Below are 17,201 nucleotides of genomic sequence, written 5' to 3'. Positions count from 1 at the left end.
TTCAGGCCCCCTTACCAGAGTGAGAGTTGTTCGAAATTTTCAGCATCCTGTCTTTGCTCCAAAATTTTCTTACCTGGCGATGCGATGTCATTCGACAATTCGACCCCCTGGCCGCGCAGTTCTTCCATTCGTTGATGCTCGGCAACGAATAGATCATCATTCGTTCCGCAAACGTGCGTGCATGTTGCATCTTCGCGGCTGTTCAAGCGCCCACTGTCGATATGATCTTGCAGACGATTATTGAAGTTCTTCGTCTTGCCTACATATGTCTTACCTGGGTTTCGCTGATCGTCGAACTCGTAAATCCCTTGATTCTTGTTGCAGTTATGTACGAGGACCGGCGTGGTCCCGGCGAGGACATAGTACGTGTGCTACGTGAAGCCTTTGACCTGCCTTTTCGCAGGTCAAGTGCGGTCTGCTGGTCCGGTGAGGTGCGTGGGTGTCCGTGGTTGTGCGGGGTTGTTGCCGTCGCTACTGCCGTCAGATGGTTCAGCCCAGGTACGGCCTTTCGCGCTGTTCTCGGAAGTGTTGGAGCCTGAGTCGTTGGGTGTGGTGCATCGGCAGCTGCTCAATCTCTTCCGGCGGCACGAACCGGAGTTCGGTGGACTCGTCGGAGATTGTCAGTTGGCCGCCGGTGATGCGGGCGGTGAAGCAGACGTTGAACTGTCGCCGGACCTCGCCGTCGGTGTAGGCGATGATGTGTTTCGGGTCGGAGTAGGTGCCGACCAGGCCAGTGATCTCGACGTCGAGGCCGGTCTCCTCTTTGACCTCGCGGACGGCTGTGCCTGGCAGGGAGTCGGTGAGGTCCATTCCGCCTCCGGGCAGGGCCCATAGGTCGTTGTCGCGGCGGCGCTGGAGGAGGATGCGCCCGTGGTCGTCGGTGACGACGGCGGAGGCGGCGACGACCATGCTGTTCGGCTTGGGGGCGTTCGGGTCGTCGTAGTACTCGGTGCGGGCCACGGTCAGCCTTCCTCTTGTACGGGGGTTGCGGTCGCCCACACGGCGTCGAAGCTGTCGGCGTAGGTGTCGAACATGCCGCCTGTCTCGTGTCGGCGAAGGTGCCACACGGGGGCTGCGTAGGCGTTGACGCCCCAGACGTGTGCGTTGACGAGTTGCTGGTCGTCGGCGCGGTAGAGGGAGTTGTAGAGCGTGGTTTCGTGGGTGCGGACTTCGATGCCGGGGGTGCCGGCGAGCGGCTTGTAGTGCATGAGCGCGAGGCGGCAGCGGGATTCAATGCCGTGTCCGAACCGCTCTTCATGGCCGCGGGCTTGGACGGTGTCGCTGTCGGGGTCCCCGATCGCGATGCGGACGGTGCAGCCTTCGGCGGCGCGTTCGGTGAGGAGTTCGTTCAGCCGCGGGTAGGCCTCGTGGAGGAAGACTGCCGCGTAGACGAGGATGTCGATCCGTTCCCGGGCCTGGGTCAAGAGGTCAGTGAACGTCGAGACGGGGAGGTCGGCCCGCTGCTGGTAGAGCGCGACCAGTTCGGGGCTGATGGCGCGGGCGGGGCGGGCCTGGCGGAGCGCCGGCCAGAGTGCGTGCACATCTTCTCCCAGGGCCTTGGCCGCCTGGAGGGCGGTGGCACGACGTGGGATACGCCCGAGGTTCACCCAGCGCTCGACCGACTTGGGGTCGACCTCGACCTGCTGAGCGAGTGCGGCGTACGTCCAGCCTCCCGCCGCCATGACGGCTCGTAGTCTCTCGTTCGGCACGAGTCTCCCCCTTCGTCCCAGGACGGCACTAGGGACGTTCTACACGGTGCGGGACGTCCCGAAGTGGGGTTTGGTGGAGGTTCCTTCGTCCCGGTGACCCGCGTGAGGATCGGTGCCGACCCTGCGGCACCAAGAAGCCCAGGGCACGCATCAACGCCGCCGAGGAGCGTCACCGTGCGAATGAGCGCCACCCCACGTGTTCCCGCCCTGCGACTGGACGCCCGGTCGCGCGCCGCGTCGCCGGGGCGGTCACGATGACGGCCCCCACCCCTGATGCCGACGGGCACACCGTCTCGCCCGGTACCGGCGCCCTGGTGGTCGACCGGCGGAGCGGCAAGGTGGGCGTGGTGATGGGGCATGTGGGGACGTACGTGCAGCTTCGGCCACCGCGCGGTGGCCAGGAGTGGGACGTGCCGCCCGAGGACGTACGTTCGCCGACTCCGACGGAGGAGTTGAGCGCGAAGGTGGCCGTAGCCAACAGGAGGTGGGGACGGTGACCCCACGCTCGATCCTGCGCTACGAGACCTGGACGCTCCAGCCCGACCGCGAGCCGGACGCGGAGCCGGTCCTTTACGTGATGCAGTGCGCCGTGGACGGAGAGACCTCGCCGACAAGCGAGGACTTCGCCGAACCGCAGGACTGGGTCCTGCGGCATTGCGGCCAGAACCCGTCCCACCACACCTACCGGGAGATCATCACCCGCCCCTGGCGGACCTGGCGCCAGACGTGACCCGCGTCGCTCGCCCAGGCGCCGCACCGCGCTCACCCACCCGACTCCCGTCCCTGCCGGGCGCGGCCAATCGAGGCTCCCCGCCCTTGTGAGCCCCGGCAGGGACGGGCCCATATGTGCGTGCTGTGCTTATGACTACGGGGTCGGAGCCTCAGCCACAGAAAGTCAGCCACGACGGCGGGTGCGCCGAACGATCACCCGCCACGTGTGTTTCGCTCAACCCCGCACCGGCATCAGCCCCGTTATCTCCATCGTCACGACCCCCAGCCAGGCAGCAAGCATGGGCGGCCGGGACGGCGCGAGCCCGCCGGGCGGCCTCTCAGGTGCCCGGCCAGTCTGCTGCTGAGCCGTCGGACCGGGGCTTCCGATTGATGGTCCGGCTTACGCTCCCGGGCTCTGCGCGCTGAGTGGTCGGCGACCGTCGCCAGCGGGGCGGCAGACAGGAGCGGGCGGCGGTCACCGACCGCCGGCGCGCGGCGGCCCGCGTCAGCGGGACGCCCTTGACCTCGCCAGCGGAACCGCCAGCATCCGACGCACGCTCCAGCGCACCAACTCCGGCGGCCTGACCGCCCTACCGACCAAGACCAAGAGCTCCGAACGGCGCATCGCCCTGCCGACACCATGCCTGCGCTCCCTCGAACAGCACCGTGACCGACAACTCAAGGAACGCGAGGCAGCAGGGACGGGCTGGAAGGACAACGGCTACGTGTTCGCCCGCCCCGATGGCGCCCCGATCGAAGGGGCAACCCTCACCCGGCACTTCAACAACCTGCTCCGCCAGGCCAGGCTCCGCCGCATCCGGTTCCATGACCTCCGACACTCGGCGGCGACGCTCCTCCTGGAGCAGGGGGTGGAACTCGTGGTGATCAAGGAGCTGTTGGGGCACGCTCACATCGGCGTCACCTCCACCGTCTACGCCCACGTCCGGCTCCGCCTCCAGCGCGACGCCATCGACCTCCTCGGCCACGCCCTCCGCAACCCCGCCGAGATCACCGGCAAGCCCGACGACGGCGACGTACCACCACTCTGCGCGGTCCGCGTCCGCTGACGTTGCCGTCAACTACTGCCGTCAGGCACCTCAAAGGCCCCACCAGAAAAAACCCGGTGGGGCCTCTGCGCTATTCCCAAGGGGGCGCCTCGGAATTTCCTAGCCGTACCAAATTATTCGGAATCCATCGGATTAGAATCTGCCACCGAAGGCCGGACCCCAAGGCATGAAATGACCTTCTTCAAGCTCGGCGCCAGGAAGATCTGGAAGTAATATCCGCCGTCGGGTCGATCGTCGACGTACCCGATCAGAAGTTCCGCCTCTGCGCATGCCTTAAGATCAGCGACCGCCTCAGCTACCCCCATTGAAGGCTGTCCGGTTCGATTCATAGTCCGCATCCGGCGGGAATAGATAGATGCGAGCTCATGCGCAGACGTCGGCTCGATCCAGATTTCGAAAGTGGCGCCACCAGTCAATGCAGACCGGCAAAGGCGGAAGATCTCCCTATCGCCTACAAGGAGTTCGGCGAGTTCCATCCGCTCCAAGACACTTACCTCCAGGTCATAGCCAGGTGGGGCCGAGTTTTCGCACTCGACCCTACCCGGCTGTCTCGCGCAGGAGCCTACCCCCCTGGCAGAGTCCACGGCCCCCTGTTGATGCTGATCTCCGCGCCGCCTACAGGCCCTCGGAGGGCGTGCTCCATTTCCTCGTACGATTCAAGATCCGTATCGTGAATCTGAGTGTCGATTCCCTTTGGAACACTGGACCTTGGAATCCTCAGAACGATTCCACCCGGACCAAGCTCCTCTGCGGCATCGAGCGCCACGCCTTCATAGTCGTGGGTCCACGAGGTGAACTCGCTCTCAGTATTACCTCCCGCGTGACGTCCAGGGTCAGAATGCCCGCCTCTGGGAACTGCACGCCCCTGGAGGGCATCATCGTATGCGGGATGCCCCTTGGGAATTCCACGATAGAGATAGTCGCCCGCTTCATCGCAGTTATGCACCAACACCGGCGTGGTCCCGGCGAGGACATAGTACGTGTGGAGTTCGGCGATGTTGAGGTTGTAGGTGCGGGCGTGCTGGCTGAAGGGGTGGTTGGTCTGGATGCTGGCGGTGCTGCCATTGCTGGTGAGCAGGATGGTGCCGGGGGTGAGTTCGCTGGCTTTGATCCAGCGTTGGGCTGAGGGGCTCCAGAAGGGGTGTTCGTAGGTGGCGGTGAGTTTCTTGGTGCCGTTGTGGGTGGTGATGGTCAGTTCGTTGAAGTGCTTGTCGTTCTCGGTGATGACCAGGCGGTTGACTTGGTGGGGGCCTGTCTTGCCGGTGAGGGGGTCAGTGGCGAGGACGTGGTCGCCGGGTTTGATGTCCTCGATGTTCTTCGCGGCACCGTTGCCCATGAGGACCTTGGTGCCGGCGAGGAAGCACTGGGTGCAGTCTCCGCCGGTTTTTGTCTTCCCAGCCCCGCCGCGTGGGCCCATGCCTGCCGTCATGCCGCGGAAGCCGAGTTCCCCGAGGCTGACTAGGGCGGCGAGGGAGCCTCCCTGTCCTGTGGCCTGCAGGGTCATGTTCTTGGGGCACTTCATGAAGTGGCAGGTCAACCAGACCCAGTGCCGGAGCTGGGCTTGGGCGTTGTCGTTGTCCCGTTCGACGAGGTAGCCGTCCGCGTAGGGGTTTCCGCCCTGGGCGTTGCTGAAGTACCGGTAGAACCGCTTGGTGAATTCGGCTTCGCCCCGCCAGTGGTCCGGCACGGTGACGCCGGGGAAGATCTCGTGCCGACCGCCGCCGGTCTTGAGTTCGCCGGTGTTGCCGTCGGGGACTTCGCAGGAGCCGTGGTGGCAGTAGCCGGCGCTGTTGTTTCCGGGGTCGACGGGGCCGTCCGTGACGAAGGTGTCTTCGGTACCGCCCTTGAGGGTGCCGATGCCGCAGAGGTCGACGGGGCACAGACCGGAGGGGTCACTGGTGTTGACGGGGCTGTTGTTGCTGTAGGCGTAGCCGTTCCACTGCTGGGGCTGGGCAGCGTCCAGGAGGGGGTCGGGGTTGAGGAAGCGGCCGGTCGATGGCTGGTATTCGCGGGCGCCGAGGTTGGTCAGGCCGGTGGCGGGGTCCTGGGTTCCGCCGACGAAGCCGTGGTCGCCCGCCCAGGTGGTGGGCTGGGTGCCGCGGGGGGTGCCGAACGGGTCGCTGGTGCGGCGCGTTTCGGTGAGGGTCGTGGCGTCGAGGGCGAGGGTTGCGGTGCCGTGGTGGTCGCCGACCTGCCAGGTGATGCCGTTTGCGGTGCGCACAGCGGTCAGGCCGTTGGGGAGGGTGTAGGTGCGGGTGGTGTGGACCTGGCCGGTAGCCGTGTCGAGAGTGAGTTCGTCGCTCCCGAGGCTGAGGGTGGTCTTGCCAGGGTCGCGGCGGATGAGCTGGTTGCCGCTGGTGTCGTAGACGTAGCCGGTGTTGCCGCTGGTCCCGGTGGCGGTGGCGGAGGCGAGCTTGTTCTCCGCGTCCCAGGCCAGTGTCGTGGTGCCGGCGGTGGTGGTGATGGCGGTGGTGTTGCCAGCCGCGTCGTACTGGTAGGAGCTGGCACCGGGGTTGTTCGGGCCGCTGCTGGCGGTGGACAGCAGGGCGTGGGCGCCGCCGGTGCCGCCGCCCGAATTCGGGGCGGTGGTGGGCTGGTTGGCCTGCCCGGTGGGGGCGAAGGTCTGTGTGGTGGTGACGTCCTTGGTGGTGTCCCCAGAAGTGTCGTGCTGGGTGAGGCTGGTGCGGTTGCCGGTGCTGTCGTAGCCGTAGGAGGTCCAGTAGGCGGCGGGGCCGCCGACGGTGGTCTTGCCGGTTGCGGCGCCGCTGGTGGGGGTGGTGTTTGTGCAGCTGCCGGTGTTGGGCACGGACGGCTGCGGCTTGACTGTGGTTCCGCTGGTGTCGGTCCATGCCTGGGTGAGGCGGCCGAGGTAGTCGTAGGTGAAGCACTGCAGGTCGCTCTGGGCCGGGGTGTTGTCCGCGACGTTCTGGATGGCGGTGACCTGGCCGGCCGGGTTGCGGCTGTAGGCGGTCTGCTGAACCGCGCCGGTGGCGGCGGTCTGCTTGTCGATCCAGGACGAGAGCAGGGCGCCGGTGGCCTGGTCGTAGTTGTCCGTGGCGACGATCTGCGTGCCCCAGGGGTTGACCGTGGTGCGGATCGCGTGGCCGAACGGGTCGTAGTCGGTGGAAAGGTCGTAGGTGATGGCGGCCGAGCCGAAGGAGTCGAGCGGCCCGTTGGCGTCGTAGGCGTAGTCGAGGGTCTCGACCGGGATATCGCCGCGGGCGTAGGTGATGCTCTCGTTCAGCGCCCCGCTGATCGGGTCGTAGCTGGCCGTCGACTTGTACTGGCCGGCCAGCTGGTTCTCGCTGGCGGGGATGGTGACGGTGGTGGCGGTGGGCCGGTAGCCGGTGTCGTACTGGGTGACCTCGCTGCTGTAAGCGGCGTCCGTCTTGCCGCCGACGAACCGGCTGGACTTGACGGGCTGGCCCTTGGCGCCGGTGACACTGTCGTAGGTCCATGCGCTTAGCGGCACGCGGCTGGTGGCCGGGGGTGTGGTGGAGTACGACGCGGTCTTGCGGCCGATCAGGTCGTATTCGTAGCTGAGAGTCTGCTGGCGGGCGTCGGTGGTCGAAGCCAGTCGCCCGTCCGCATCATAGGTCCGGGTGGTGGTGCCGGTGTCCGGATCGGTCGCGGAGGTCTGGCGGCCGCGCAGGTCGTAGCTGTAGTTCCAGGTGTTTTTGCCGGTGGCATCGGTGCGGGTAGCCGGCTGCCCGCTCGGCGTATAGGTGTAGGCGGTGACGTCCGCGTCGCCGGCGTGCCCGGTGGCGGTGGGGGTCTGGTACTGCCACAGCTGACTGGTGCGGCCGAGCGCGTCGGTGATCGTCGTGGTCGGTGTGCCGCCCTGCGGCGGGGTCACATCCGTCTCGTCCGCACCCGGGTAGGCCGTGGTGGTGCGCCACTGCTCAACTGCGTAGGAGGAGAAGACCGAGGCGGTGGCGCGTCCCTGGCCGTCGTAGAGCGTGGTGGTCTGGCCGGGGATCTGACGGTCGTTGGTGGCGACCAGTGTGGTGGCGGGCGCGGTGGTGTCGTCGTAGTACGGGCTGGTGGCCTCGGTCTTCCACCCATGGGAGTCGTACAGGGTGTCGCTGATGACGCGTCCGTGGAAGGCTGACAGCGCCGGGGTGGCCTGGGTCTGCCGGGTGCGGCCGAAGCCGTCCATCACAGCGATCGACTGGTTGTAGTAGTAGCCGTCGGCGCGGAGGGAGCGCGTCGTGACTGAGGAGGGGCTGGTGCTGCCGCCCACAGCGTAGGTGTAGGTGGTGTTGGCCTTTTGCGTGGTGGTGCGCCCTGGGGACCAGACGGCGGTGAGGCGGCCGAGTGCGTCGTACTGCTTGGTGGTGGTCCGCCCGTTGAGGTCGGTGCTGGTGAAGGGCTGGTTGCGACCGACATCGAAGGTGGTGGTGGATGTCCAGTCGGTGGTGCTGTTTGGGGCGGGCGCGGTGACGGTGACGGTGGCGGGCAGCTCACCCGGCTTGGCTGGTGTGTAGGTGGTGCTGGTGGTGGCGCCGCCGGGGTGCTGGGCGTCGGTGGTGTTGGGGTCACTCACCGAGGTGATCCGCCCGTAGGCGTCGTAGGTCTTGGTCTGGGTGGTGGCGAAGACGGGGTTGGCGGAGTCGTCGTAGTGGTCCAGCGCCTGGGTGCCGGTGATATCGCCTGTCCCGGCCTTGCCGAAGGGCTGCCCGTCGAACAGGGTGCGGGTATCGGAGACGGTGTTGCCGGTGCCCGGGGTAGCAGCGCAGGCGTTGCTGCCGGTCAGTGTCCTGACCTCATCAGCGGGGCCGGTGATGGCGTTGCTGCTGCTCGCGGCGTATGAGGTGAGGGTGCACTGCTCGCTCTGCCCGTCAGCGGCGATGTCCACGCTGGTGGTGCGGTTGGCGTGGGCGGCGTCGGTGCGTGAGGTGGTGATGGTGGTCCGCCATGTGCCGTCCGCCTTGAGGGCCTTGGAGGTGCCGACGGTGGTGGTGGCAAGGTAGCGTGCGACCAGGTCGGGCAGGCCGCTGCCGCGGGAGTGGGTGGCGGTGGTCGACGGGCCGGTGGAATTGGTGACCTGGTACGCGGTGATGCTGCCGCCGGCTTTGTCGTACGTGTCGGATTCCAGGGTGTGGCCGGCCAGCCAGTCGGAGTCGGTGACCTGCTCGCCGAGCGTGTCGGTGACCTTGACGGAGCGGGTGGCGCCGCCGGGCAGGGTGTCGCCGTCCATGCCCTGCAGGTACTTGGTGACACTCTGGGTAAGCGGGCCGTCCTGCCCGCTGCCGGTCGTGGTGGTCACCGTGGCGAAGCCGCGGAACTGGTCCCAAGTACGGGTCTTGGGGTCGATGACCTCGCTGGTGTTGTAGTGCCAGGCAGCCGGGCCGTACTGGTACTTGGTGACCTTGGAGGTGGTGTGCGCGACCGGGTCGTTCTCGGTGACGTCGGCCACGGTGTAGCGGTTGAACCAGTCCGAGGCCGGATCCGCCCCGTACACGGTGCCCGGCGGATACCACTTGTCGTTGTAGCAGGCCCGGATGTCGGTGTCCGCCGAGGCAGGCATGACCTTGTTGACCCGGGAGCAGTCGGCCTGGTTGTAGTCGACCTGGATCTGCTCACCGGTCTCGGTGGTGATCGTCTGGATGCGGGGCCGGTTGAAGGCAAGAGGCGCGGGCACCAGATCGGTGCCGTCCACCCGGTTCGCCAGCTCCACTGGGGTGAACGTCACTGCGGGCAGGGTGATCGCGGGGGTCGTGTTCTTGCCGGTGCGCTGAACGCTCGCCAGCCACAGAGCGGGCTTGTTGCCGTCCTGGGGGTCCGGGTAGGAGTGGGTCAGGGTGTAGGCGTCGACGTTGCTGTACGCACCGTTGGACAGCACCTGCGTGGTGATCGACGCCAGGCGCAGGTTGGACCAGAAGCTCGGACCGTAGTTGGTGCAGGTGCCGCTGCTGGTGCAGTTCTGGTCGAAGGGGACGTCAGGCCAGTGTGCGGCGTTCGTCGTGGAGATCGTCGCCCCGGTGCAGGTGAAGCCGCCCGCGGTCGAGCAGCGGCCCTCAGGGGCAGAGGTGAACGTGACCTTGGCCGCCGCGTTCAGTTTGCCCTTGGCCGCAACCTGGTCCGCGAGCCGCTGCCCATAGGCGATCGAGGCCAGCGCGCCGCCTCGGGTGTATGGGGTCTGAGTGCCCTTGCCCTGGTTCTGGCCGCCGCCGCGCGCGTAGTAGTTGGACTCGGCGGTGTAGGTGTAGGTGGTCAGGTTGCCGTGCGCGTCGACGGCGTAGTCGAGATTCCACCGCCAGCCCATCTGGCACCAGGACGCGGTGCCCTGGGCGGAGTCGTAGCAGGGATCGCCGCTGTTGGGCGAGTACACCGGCTTGATCCAGGCCGAGTTGGCGGCCGGATCGCTCTTGTCGCCGCCCGGCAGGTGGTTCAGGCCGAAGTAGTAGGTGCTCCCCGAGATCGTGGAGACCTTGATGTACTCGCCCGTGGACGTGCCGTTGGCCGCGCCGGTCAGGAACTCGACCTTCGAGCCGTCGTCGTTCTTCAGATGCCACGCACCCGTGGCGTCGTCACGGACCAGCTCACCGCTGTGGCCCTCCAGTGACAGGGTGGCGTTGTAGCCGCCCCAGCAGGAGTCACCGGAATACTGCAAGCCGTCCTTGTCGCAGGACTTGTAGGAGCGTTCGACGAAGCCCGGGGTGTAGTCCCAGCCGTCCCCGATCCACGACGCCTGCGCGTTGGTCGAGGAGGTGCGCCCGTCCACCGACGACGAGTCATACGACAGCGCGACCTGAGGTGCACTTCCGCCGAGCGCCGGCGGGACCTGGATCGGGTAGCTGTACGTGAATCCACCGCTGCTGGAACCGGCCGCCCAGGCCGCGCTCGGCGAGAGGCTGCTGGCCGTGTAGTCGCCGCCCCCGCCACCCGAGGTCGTCGTCGCGGCGAGCACCAGCGGCTGCACATCGACCACACCGGACTTCTCCGCCCGAGCCGGGGCGGCAGCAGCCCCCGGCAGTGTGACGTCGGCGACTAGGCGGCCCGTGGCCGCATCCAGGTGCGAGGCAACGGGAGTCTGCGCGGCACAGCCTGCCGCTTCGGGAGTGGTCAACGCGCACGCGGGCAGCTGCACGAGGCGGGACCGGGATGCGGCACCGGCGCCGAAGGAAGTGTCCAGCTGGCGTGCATCCACGCCGACCTCGATGCGTCCACCCGCACCGGTACCGGTGCGCGAGAGTGTCACCACCGGGCCACGCATCCCCGCGGGGCGAGCCTGGGCCTGGGTGAGGACGCTGACGCTCACCGCCGTTCCCGCAGAGGCGGGAGAGGGAGCCTCACCCGTGTGGCTGGCGGGCGCCTTCTGGCCTGCGGCGGGGGTGATCCAAACCGGCAGTTTGCCTGCCTGCGGTGCCTGGGGCGAGCCCGCCCCGGGCCTGGCCGCCAGGGTGAGATCTGCCGTGCCACTGGCCGCCGGGGAGAGTTCGGCAGGTCCGTTCCAGTCGTCGGGCACCTTGTAGCGCGGCTTCGGCTTTGCGGGTGCCGGAGCCTTGGAGCCGTGCACCGCCTTGGTGTGCGGCAGCGCCGTGTGCGGCGGGGACCACTTCTTGTGCAGATCCACCGGCTTGGCCTCGGCCGACACCGGCCCCAGTAACGTGGCCGCGGTCGCTAACGCGGTGACCGCGCCCAGCCATCCTCGACGGCGCCCGCGTCGCCAGTCACGCGCCGCCTTGCTCCAGCCCCCCACAACGCCCCCTCGCACAGCACCAAAGAGTCGCTATGTCCACGACAAGCGACGCCGGAGAGGTGACCGTACCGAGGAGGTCGAACACAAACCAATCACATGACCCACACTTGAAGAATCCATTAACTGCCGTTTCATAGACCACAGTTCACGGCCACGCCCATAACGCAGCACACCGGACGTCCATGCTTGACCCCCTTCCCGCAAGCCCAGTTACTGTGCCCCCTCAACAGGTGCACACAGGAGCGCCACAGCCGGGAGGGGAACCCGCATGGGGGGCAACAACACGGATCCGCACCACCGCAGCAAACCGCACCGACGACGTATAGCCTCGTTAGCCGCTGCCGCCATCGCGGCCGCAACCGTCGTGCTGCCGATACCGGCATGGGCCGACAATGCGCCGGATCTAGCGAAGGGCGACGCACTCCATCAGGCGCAACTGCCGCCGGAGGAGCAGGCCGCCACCCAGGCGACAGCGCAGGCCAAGGCGTCCGGCAAGCCAGTGGTGGTCGACGCGCTGACCACGTCGTACGCACAGACGGTGGCCAACCCGGACGGCACGCTCACCCAGACCACCACGCCCGCACCCACCCGTGCCAAGGTCAACGGCGCGTGGGCGGACGTGGACTCCACCCTCCAGGCAGGGGCCGACGGATCGCTCTCCCCGAAGGCAGTGGCCAATTCCCTGACCCTGTCCGGCGGCGGCAGCGGGCCGCTGGCAACCCTGACCAGTCCGGGCGGCAAGACGCTGGCCGTCACCATGCCGTTCGCCCTGCCCAAGCCCACGGTCGGCGGGAACACCGCAACGTACGCGAATGTGCTCCCCGACATCGACCTGGCTGTCACCGCGAACGAACTCGGCGGGATCCGCGAGGTGCTGGTCGTCAAGACCGCTGATGCCGCCAAGAACCCGGCCCTGGCCACCCTGCACCTGGGCACCACCGGGGCAGGGCTGACGATGAAGGCGGACAGGTCGGGGGCGCTGCAGGCCGTCGACACGGCCACCGGCACCCCGCAGTTCGCCGCGCCCGCGCCACAGATGTGGGATTCCAGCACCACGTCCACGGCGAGCGGCACATTCCGCACGGCGCAACACGCCACCGCTACAGCGGGGTTGGCGAGTCGATCCCTGGCCGCCGGGCAGGCTGGCGCCAGCACGGTTGACGGTCCTGGCGCCGGGGCGCAGAGCGCCACCATGCCCACCGCGGTCGGCCACGGCAGTGTGGACATCACGCCAGTGGCGGACATCCTGCACGGCTCCCGCACTCACTACCCGGTGTTCATCGACCCGTCCTACCTGCCGTGGAGTCCGGGCGATCCGACCTGGACGTGGATCCAGTCCGCGCACTCGGACACCAGCAACTTCGGTGTCTACGGCTCCTCCCACAGCAGCCAGCCCGGCCTCGGCCTGTGCGGCACCTCATACCCCGGAGGCGGCGGCTGCTCCGCGCAGGACACCGAGCGCACCTACTACCAGTTCAACACAGGCGTCCTCGCCACCCACCACGACATCCTGGGCAGCGCGGTCCTCACGGTGAACCAGACCTACTCCGCGGACTGGGACTGCAACTCCACCTACGAAGTGAGCCTGTCGTACACGCATGACCCCATCGGCCCCGGCACCACCTGGAACAACTCTCCCTCCGACACCGACACTGGCCTCACCGACCGGGTCGGCGGCACCGGCTCCACCGGCTGCATGGACAACGTGCCCTTCTCCTACAACGTGAAGAACGTGGTCCAGAACAACGCAAACCAGGGCTGGCCGTCGATCACATTCGTCCTGTACGGCGACGAGAAGGACATCAACGGCTTCAAACGCCTGTCCAACAAGGCCACGCTGGCGATCACCTACGACCAGGTACCCAACGTGCCCACCGGAATGACCAGTTCCCCCGTGCCGGGCTCCGTCTCGGCCGGCACCAGCCAGCCGTGCGAGGCCCAGGCCGGGCCCACCGACCGGGCCTTCGTCGGCGCCCCCGGACTCGCGCAGGGACTGCAGCTGAAGGCGACCGTCTCCAGCCCCACCGCCCCCGCCCAGCCGGTACGCGGCTACTTCGCCCTGTGGGACGACTCGGTCAGCGGCCTGCCGAACACGGCGCACGGCACCGGTTACAGCAATGGCGGCGGCTACGCCTCCTCCGGTAGTCAGGTCTTCTTCACCGTCCCCCAAAGCGACCTCACCGACGGACACGCCTACGCCTGGAACGCCTCCACCAGCGACGGCATCCTCGCCTCCAATGGGAGCAGCGTCTGCCACTTCCGCCTCGACCTGGCCCCGCCCACCGTGACCACACCCACCGCATCGGACCAGGTGGCCGATCCGTCCACCACCTTCCCCCCGGCCGGTAACGGACAGACCACCGCCTTGCACATCGGGCAGAGCGGCAACGTCCCCTTCACCGCCACCGATCCCACCCCCGCCACAGGCGTCGCCTCCGGCCTGGCCTGCCTGCGCTGGGGCTTCGATCCGGCCATGGCGGACGCCACCTGGCAGTGCGGCAGCAAACTCCCCACCGGCACCCTGTCGGTGACGCCGGGCCACTGGGGCACCAACCTGCTCTACATCCAGGCCCAGGACAACGCCGGCAACTACTCCCAGATCGCCTCCTACGCCTTCTACGTCCCGTGGAACCCCAACGGCCCCGCCCCTGTCTTCGGCGACACCACCGGCGATGGCTCCCCCGACCTCGTCACCCCGCACAGCGACGGCAACCTCTACGCTCACACCGTCCCCGGCAACACCCAGGCCACCAGCCCCGCCACCAGCCTCGCCGCCCTCACCAAGGACACCCCCGACGGCGACTCCTGGAAGAACTACCGCACCACGCATCGCGGCAGCATGCGCGGCGGCACCAACGTCGACGGCCTGTTCGTTCATAAGGACGGCTCGCCGCTTCTCTTCTACTACAACAACCCTGGCAACACCGCCGTGGACGGTCGCTTCGACAAGAGCATCCTTCTCTCCAAGCCCGCCTGCACGGATGACGGGTCCGGCAGCTACTGCACCGGCTACGCCACCGACTGGTCGACCACCACACAGACCGCCGCCCTCGGCGACGTGTCCACCACCACCCTGAACGCAGGCAAATTCCAGAACCGCACCGGCCTGCTCACCGAGGAAGCCAACCCCTCCGGTGACGCCGCACTGTGGTTCTACCCCACCGTCACCGAAACCCGCCTCGGCACACCGGTACGCCTGGCCGCCACCGGCTGGAAGAACTGGGACCTGATCTCCCCCGGCGACTGGAACCACACCAGCCACCCCGGCCTGTGGGCCCGCAACCGCACCAGCGGCGACGTCAACGCCTACGCCCTCACTCCCGGAACCACCACGACCCCCGACGGCACCCAGAGCGTGCCCACCCTCACCGCCATCTCCACCGGCACCACCATCGGGAACCTCTCCGCCACCGACTACCCGGTCATCGGCTCCGACGGCGACCTCACCGGCGACAGCATCCCCGACCTGTGGGCCGTCACCAGCAGCGGCCAGCTCAACACCTGGCCCGGCCACACCAGCGACGGCACCGCAAGCACCCCGCTCGCTAGCTTCAACCGCCCGTTCGTCGCCGGAACCACGCTGATCGCCGCCAACAAGTGGAGCCTGGCCGGCAACCTCAGCGACACTGCCACCACCAACCCCGCCACCGCCAGCGGCACCACCACGTGGGCCCCCAACCACACCGGCACCAACCCGGGCGCCGCCACCTTCGACGGCAGCACCGCCTACCTGCACACCAGCGGCCCGGCCCTCGACACCACCCAGAGCTACACCGTCTCGGCCTGGGTGAAACTCGACTCGCTCGCCACCACACAGACCGCCGTCAGCCAGGGCACCGTCAACCACCAAGCCTTCTACCTGGGCTACGACGCCACCCTCAAAACCTGGGCGTTCATGACCACCACCAGCGACGCGGCCTCCACCACCTACAAAGTCGCCGGTGGAGGAACCGCGACCCCAGGAACCTGGACGCATCTCACCGCCGTCTACGACTCCGTCAGCAACATCCAGTCGCTGTACGTCAACGGCGCCCTGACGAAGACCGCCGTCGCCAACGCCACACCGGTCTACACCCCCACCGCACCCCTGGCCATCGGCGCCTGCGCCACGGCGGGCAGCAACACCCTGTACAACCAAACCACCGGAGCCGTCTCGGACGTCCGCACCTACCCGGCAGCACTCACCGCCGGCCAGATCCAGGACCTCTACACCCACTCCTGACCGCAAACCGCGCTGGTGCCCTGCCGGAACAACCGGCAGGGCACCAGCGGCGGCACGGGAGTGTCCATCTCCTCAAGGCACTCCCTCGCCACGGTGTGGCGAACTACCCCTGAAATCAAGGCGTTTCATGGAGCACTTCGAGCCGTGGCAGTGACGCGGCCGACGCTGCCGTTCGCCCCGCCAGCCGTGCCAACGATCTTGATGCTTTGATCCACATCGACCAAAGCATTCCGCCAGGACTCAAGCAGTCTTCGCCTGGATGGGCAACGTTGCCGTGGGTGACGGCTTCTCGCCCACCCCGCTGGTTGTGCGCAGGCGGTATCGCTGCGAGCGCACACCTCGGCAGGCTGCTCGTCCCGGTGGTGTGTCCCGACGCAGCGGAGCGCCGGCCCCGGCAGGAGCCGAGGTTCCAGGCGATCGGCATCGCCAGCCGGTTTTCCGCGGAAACGCCCCTCGCCTCCTGTGTCAGACCCGTGCCCTGCCCTCCCGTCGGCGCGGCGATTCGCGCCGCGACCTCTTTGCCAGCGCCAAGATGCGCTGCGCATCAATCACTTCGCTCCCTCATCCAGCGAAGCTGATCCCCCCTCAGCTCCGCGCCACGCGCAGCCCGCCTTGCTGCGGGTCGCTCCGGCACGCCCGGTTTCATCGGCTTGCTTTGCCGCGGGTCCGGTTTCCGGAGCGCGCTGAGGTCAGTGGCCCATGCCAACGCCACCGTCGACCGGCAGGACGGCGCCCGTGATGTACGAGGCGTCGTCGCTGGCGAGGAAGCGGACGGCGGCCGCGATGGCCTCGGGCCGCGCAGCCGAGCGCAGGGGGATTTGCGCGAGCAGGGCTTCGATGCGCTCCTCGGGCAGCACGGCCGTCATGTCCGTCTGTGTCAGGCCCGGGGCCACGACGTTGGACGTGATGCCCCGAGGGCCGAGCTCCCTCGCCACAGAGCGGGAAAACCCGATCAGCCCCGCTTTGGAGGCGGCGTAGTTCGCCTGTCCGGCCTCGCCCAGCATGGCTACCGCCGAGGAGATGAAGATCATCCGGCCCTTCCGGGCCCTCAGCATGCTGCGGCTGGCGCGCTTGGCCACGCGGAAGGCGGCCGTCAAATTGGTGTCGATGACCGCTGCGAAGTCCTCTTCGGACATGCGCATCAGCAGCCCGTCGCGGGTGATCCCGGCGTTCGCGACGAGCACTTCCACGGGGCCGTGCTCGGCCTCGACCCGCTTGAAGGCGAGTTCGACCTCATCGGGCACTGTGACGTCGCACCGCACGCCAAGCACACCTTCCGGCGGTTCCCCTGAGCGGTAGGTGACGGCGACCCGGTCCCCGTCGGCCGCCATGGCCTGGGCTATGGCGAGGCCGATGCCTCGGTTGCCACCGGTGATGAAGACGCTGCGGCCCATGCAGGGACCACCTCTCAGGTCGTCGTGGTTGCTGGCGGCCGACGACCTGTGCATCGCACGCGGATGGCCGTGGATGAAGCACGGCGTCAACATCAAGCTGTGGGCCCTCACTTACCCCGAGGCCCGACTCCAGCTGATCAACTGGGATGAAGAGTGGGCCAAGCCGATGGCCTCCCAGCTGCGACTGAGGGCTCTCGAAGACCCGGGCAACAAGCGCCTGGCCGAGGTGATCACCGAGATCAAGGAACGCGACCGAGTCGCCGCCCGCATCCTCAGCGAAGACCTCACCACCGTGAACCACCCCGACGGCTACGTCCGTTCGCTCTACCTGCCGCACCACGGCGACGAAGAGCACAAAGTGGTCTTTCGCGCGTACGCGCCCCTCAGCGACCG

Annotated in this window: 8 protein-coding genes and 2 pseudogenes; 5 read left to right on the top strand and 5 right to left on the bottom strand. The window is 67.7% G+C overall.

Features of this window, described 5'->3' with window-relative positions:
* Nucleotides 1–11: 11 nt before the first annotated feature.
* From ACGFRG_RS21990 to ACGFRG_RS21980, 3 genes are all read right to left on the bottom strand, one after another.
* Entirely contained in the window at nt 12–305 is a 294-nt protein-coding gene (locus ACGFRG_RS21990; RefSeq protein ID WP_393266653.1) for a GIY-YIG nuclease family protein, read from the bottom strand.
* A gap of 184 nt (nt 306–489) precedes the next feature.
* Nucleotides 490–960, bottom strand: coding sequence for an NUDIX domain-containing protein (locus ACGFRG_RS21985; protein ID WP_393266246.1), 471 nt, complete (start codon nt 958–960; stop codon nt 490–492).
* A 2-nt stretch (nt 961–962) separates the two neighbouring features.
* Nucleotides 963–1,682, bottom strand: a complete 720-nt coding sequence (locus ACGFRG_RS21980) for an XRE family transcriptional regulator (RefSeq protein WP_393266651.1) — start codon at nt 1,680–1,682, stop codon at nt 963–965.
* Between the two features lie 281 nt (nt 1,683–1,963).
* Between ACGFRG_RS21980 and ACGFRG_RS21975 the strand changes: the two genes are divergently transcribed.
* From ACGFRG_RS21975 to ACGFRG_RS21965, 3 genes and pseudogenes are all read left to right on the top strand, one after another.
* The gene (locus ACGFRG_RS21975) at nt 1,964–2,206 is read left to right on the top strand and encodes a hypothetical protein (protein WP_393266243.1); all 243 of its coding nucleotides are present in this window, start codon (nt 1,964–1,966) and stop codon (nt 2,204–2,206) included.
* Nucleotides 2,194–2,439: a hypothetical protein gene (locus ACGFRG_RS21970; RefSeq protein ID WP_393266240.1), complete on the top strand. Its 246-nt coding sequence runs from the start codon at nt 2,194–2,196 to the stop codon at nt 2,437–2,439. Before ACGFRG_RS21975 ends, ACGFRG_RS21970 begins: the two co-directional genes overlap by 13 nt.
* A 499-nt stretch (nt 2,440–2,938) precedes the next feature.
* Nucleotides 2,939–3,487, top strand: a pseudogene (locus ACGFRG_RS21965) (site-specific integrase); the annotation flags it as partial.
* 562 nt (nt 3,488–4,049) lie between these two features.
* Here ACGFRG_RS21965 and ACGFRG_RS21960 read toward each other — a convergent pair.
* Entirely contained in the window at nt 4,050–11,087 is a 7,038-nt protein-coding gene (locus ACGFRG_RS21960) for a polymorphic toxin-type HINT domain-containing protein (RefSeq protein ID WP_393266238.1), read from the bottom strand.
* 373 nt (nt 11,088–11,460) lie between these two features.
* Between ACGFRG_RS21960 and ACGFRG_RS21955 the strand changes: the two genes are divergently transcribed.
* Entirely contained in the window at nt 11,461–15,414 is a 3,954-nt protein-coding gene (locus tag ACGFRG_RS21955) for a LamG-like jellyroll fold domain-containing protein (protein WP_393266235.1), read from the top strand.
* A 689-nt stretch (nt 15,415–16,103) separates the two neighbouring features.
* Here the strand turns inward: ACGFRG_RS21955 and fabG are convergent.
* Nucleotides 16,104–16,808, bottom strand: a complete 705-nt coding sequence (gene fabG / locus ACGFRG_RS21950; RefSeq protein ID WP_393266232.1) for a 3-oxoacyl-ACP reductase FabG — start codon at nt 16,806–16,808, stop codon at nt 16,104–16,106.
* On the opposite strand from fabG, the pseudogene ACGFRG_RS21945 reads away from it, so the two are divergent.
* A pseudogene (locus tag ACGFRG_RS21945) lies at nt 16,744–17,196 on the top strand (hypothetical protein); the annotation flags it as partial. The gene fabG and the pseudogene ACGFRG_RS21945 overlap by 65 nt on opposite strands.
* Between the last annotated feature and the right edge of the window lie 5 nt (nt 17,197–17,201).

This window comes from Streptomyces sp. NPDC048696, from assembly GCF_043198895.1.
Lineage (GTDB): Bacteria > Actinomycetota > Actinomycetes > Streptomycetales > Streptomycetaceae > Streptomyces.
Note: the sequence above shows the minus strand (reverse complement) of the source record. Positions and strands in the feature narration are given on the sequence as shown.

Coding starts and splice junctions, on each gene's coding strand:
- ACGFRG_RS21980 (WP_393266651.1), bottom strand. CDS start 1,682: ATGGCGGCGGGAGGCTGGACGTACGCCGCACTCGCTCAGCAGGTCGAG.
- ACGFRG_RS21955 (WP_393266235.1), top strand. CDS start 11,461: ATGGGGGGCAACAACACGGATCCGCACCACCGCAGCAAACCGCACCGA.
- fabG (WP_393266232.1), bottom strand. CDS start 16,808: ATGGGCCGCAGCGTCTTCATCACCGGTGGCAACCGAGGCATCGGCCTC.
- ACGFRG_RS21975 (WP_393266243.1), top strand. CDS start 1,964: ATGACGGCCCCCACCCCTGATGCCGACGGGCACACCGTCTCGCCCGGT.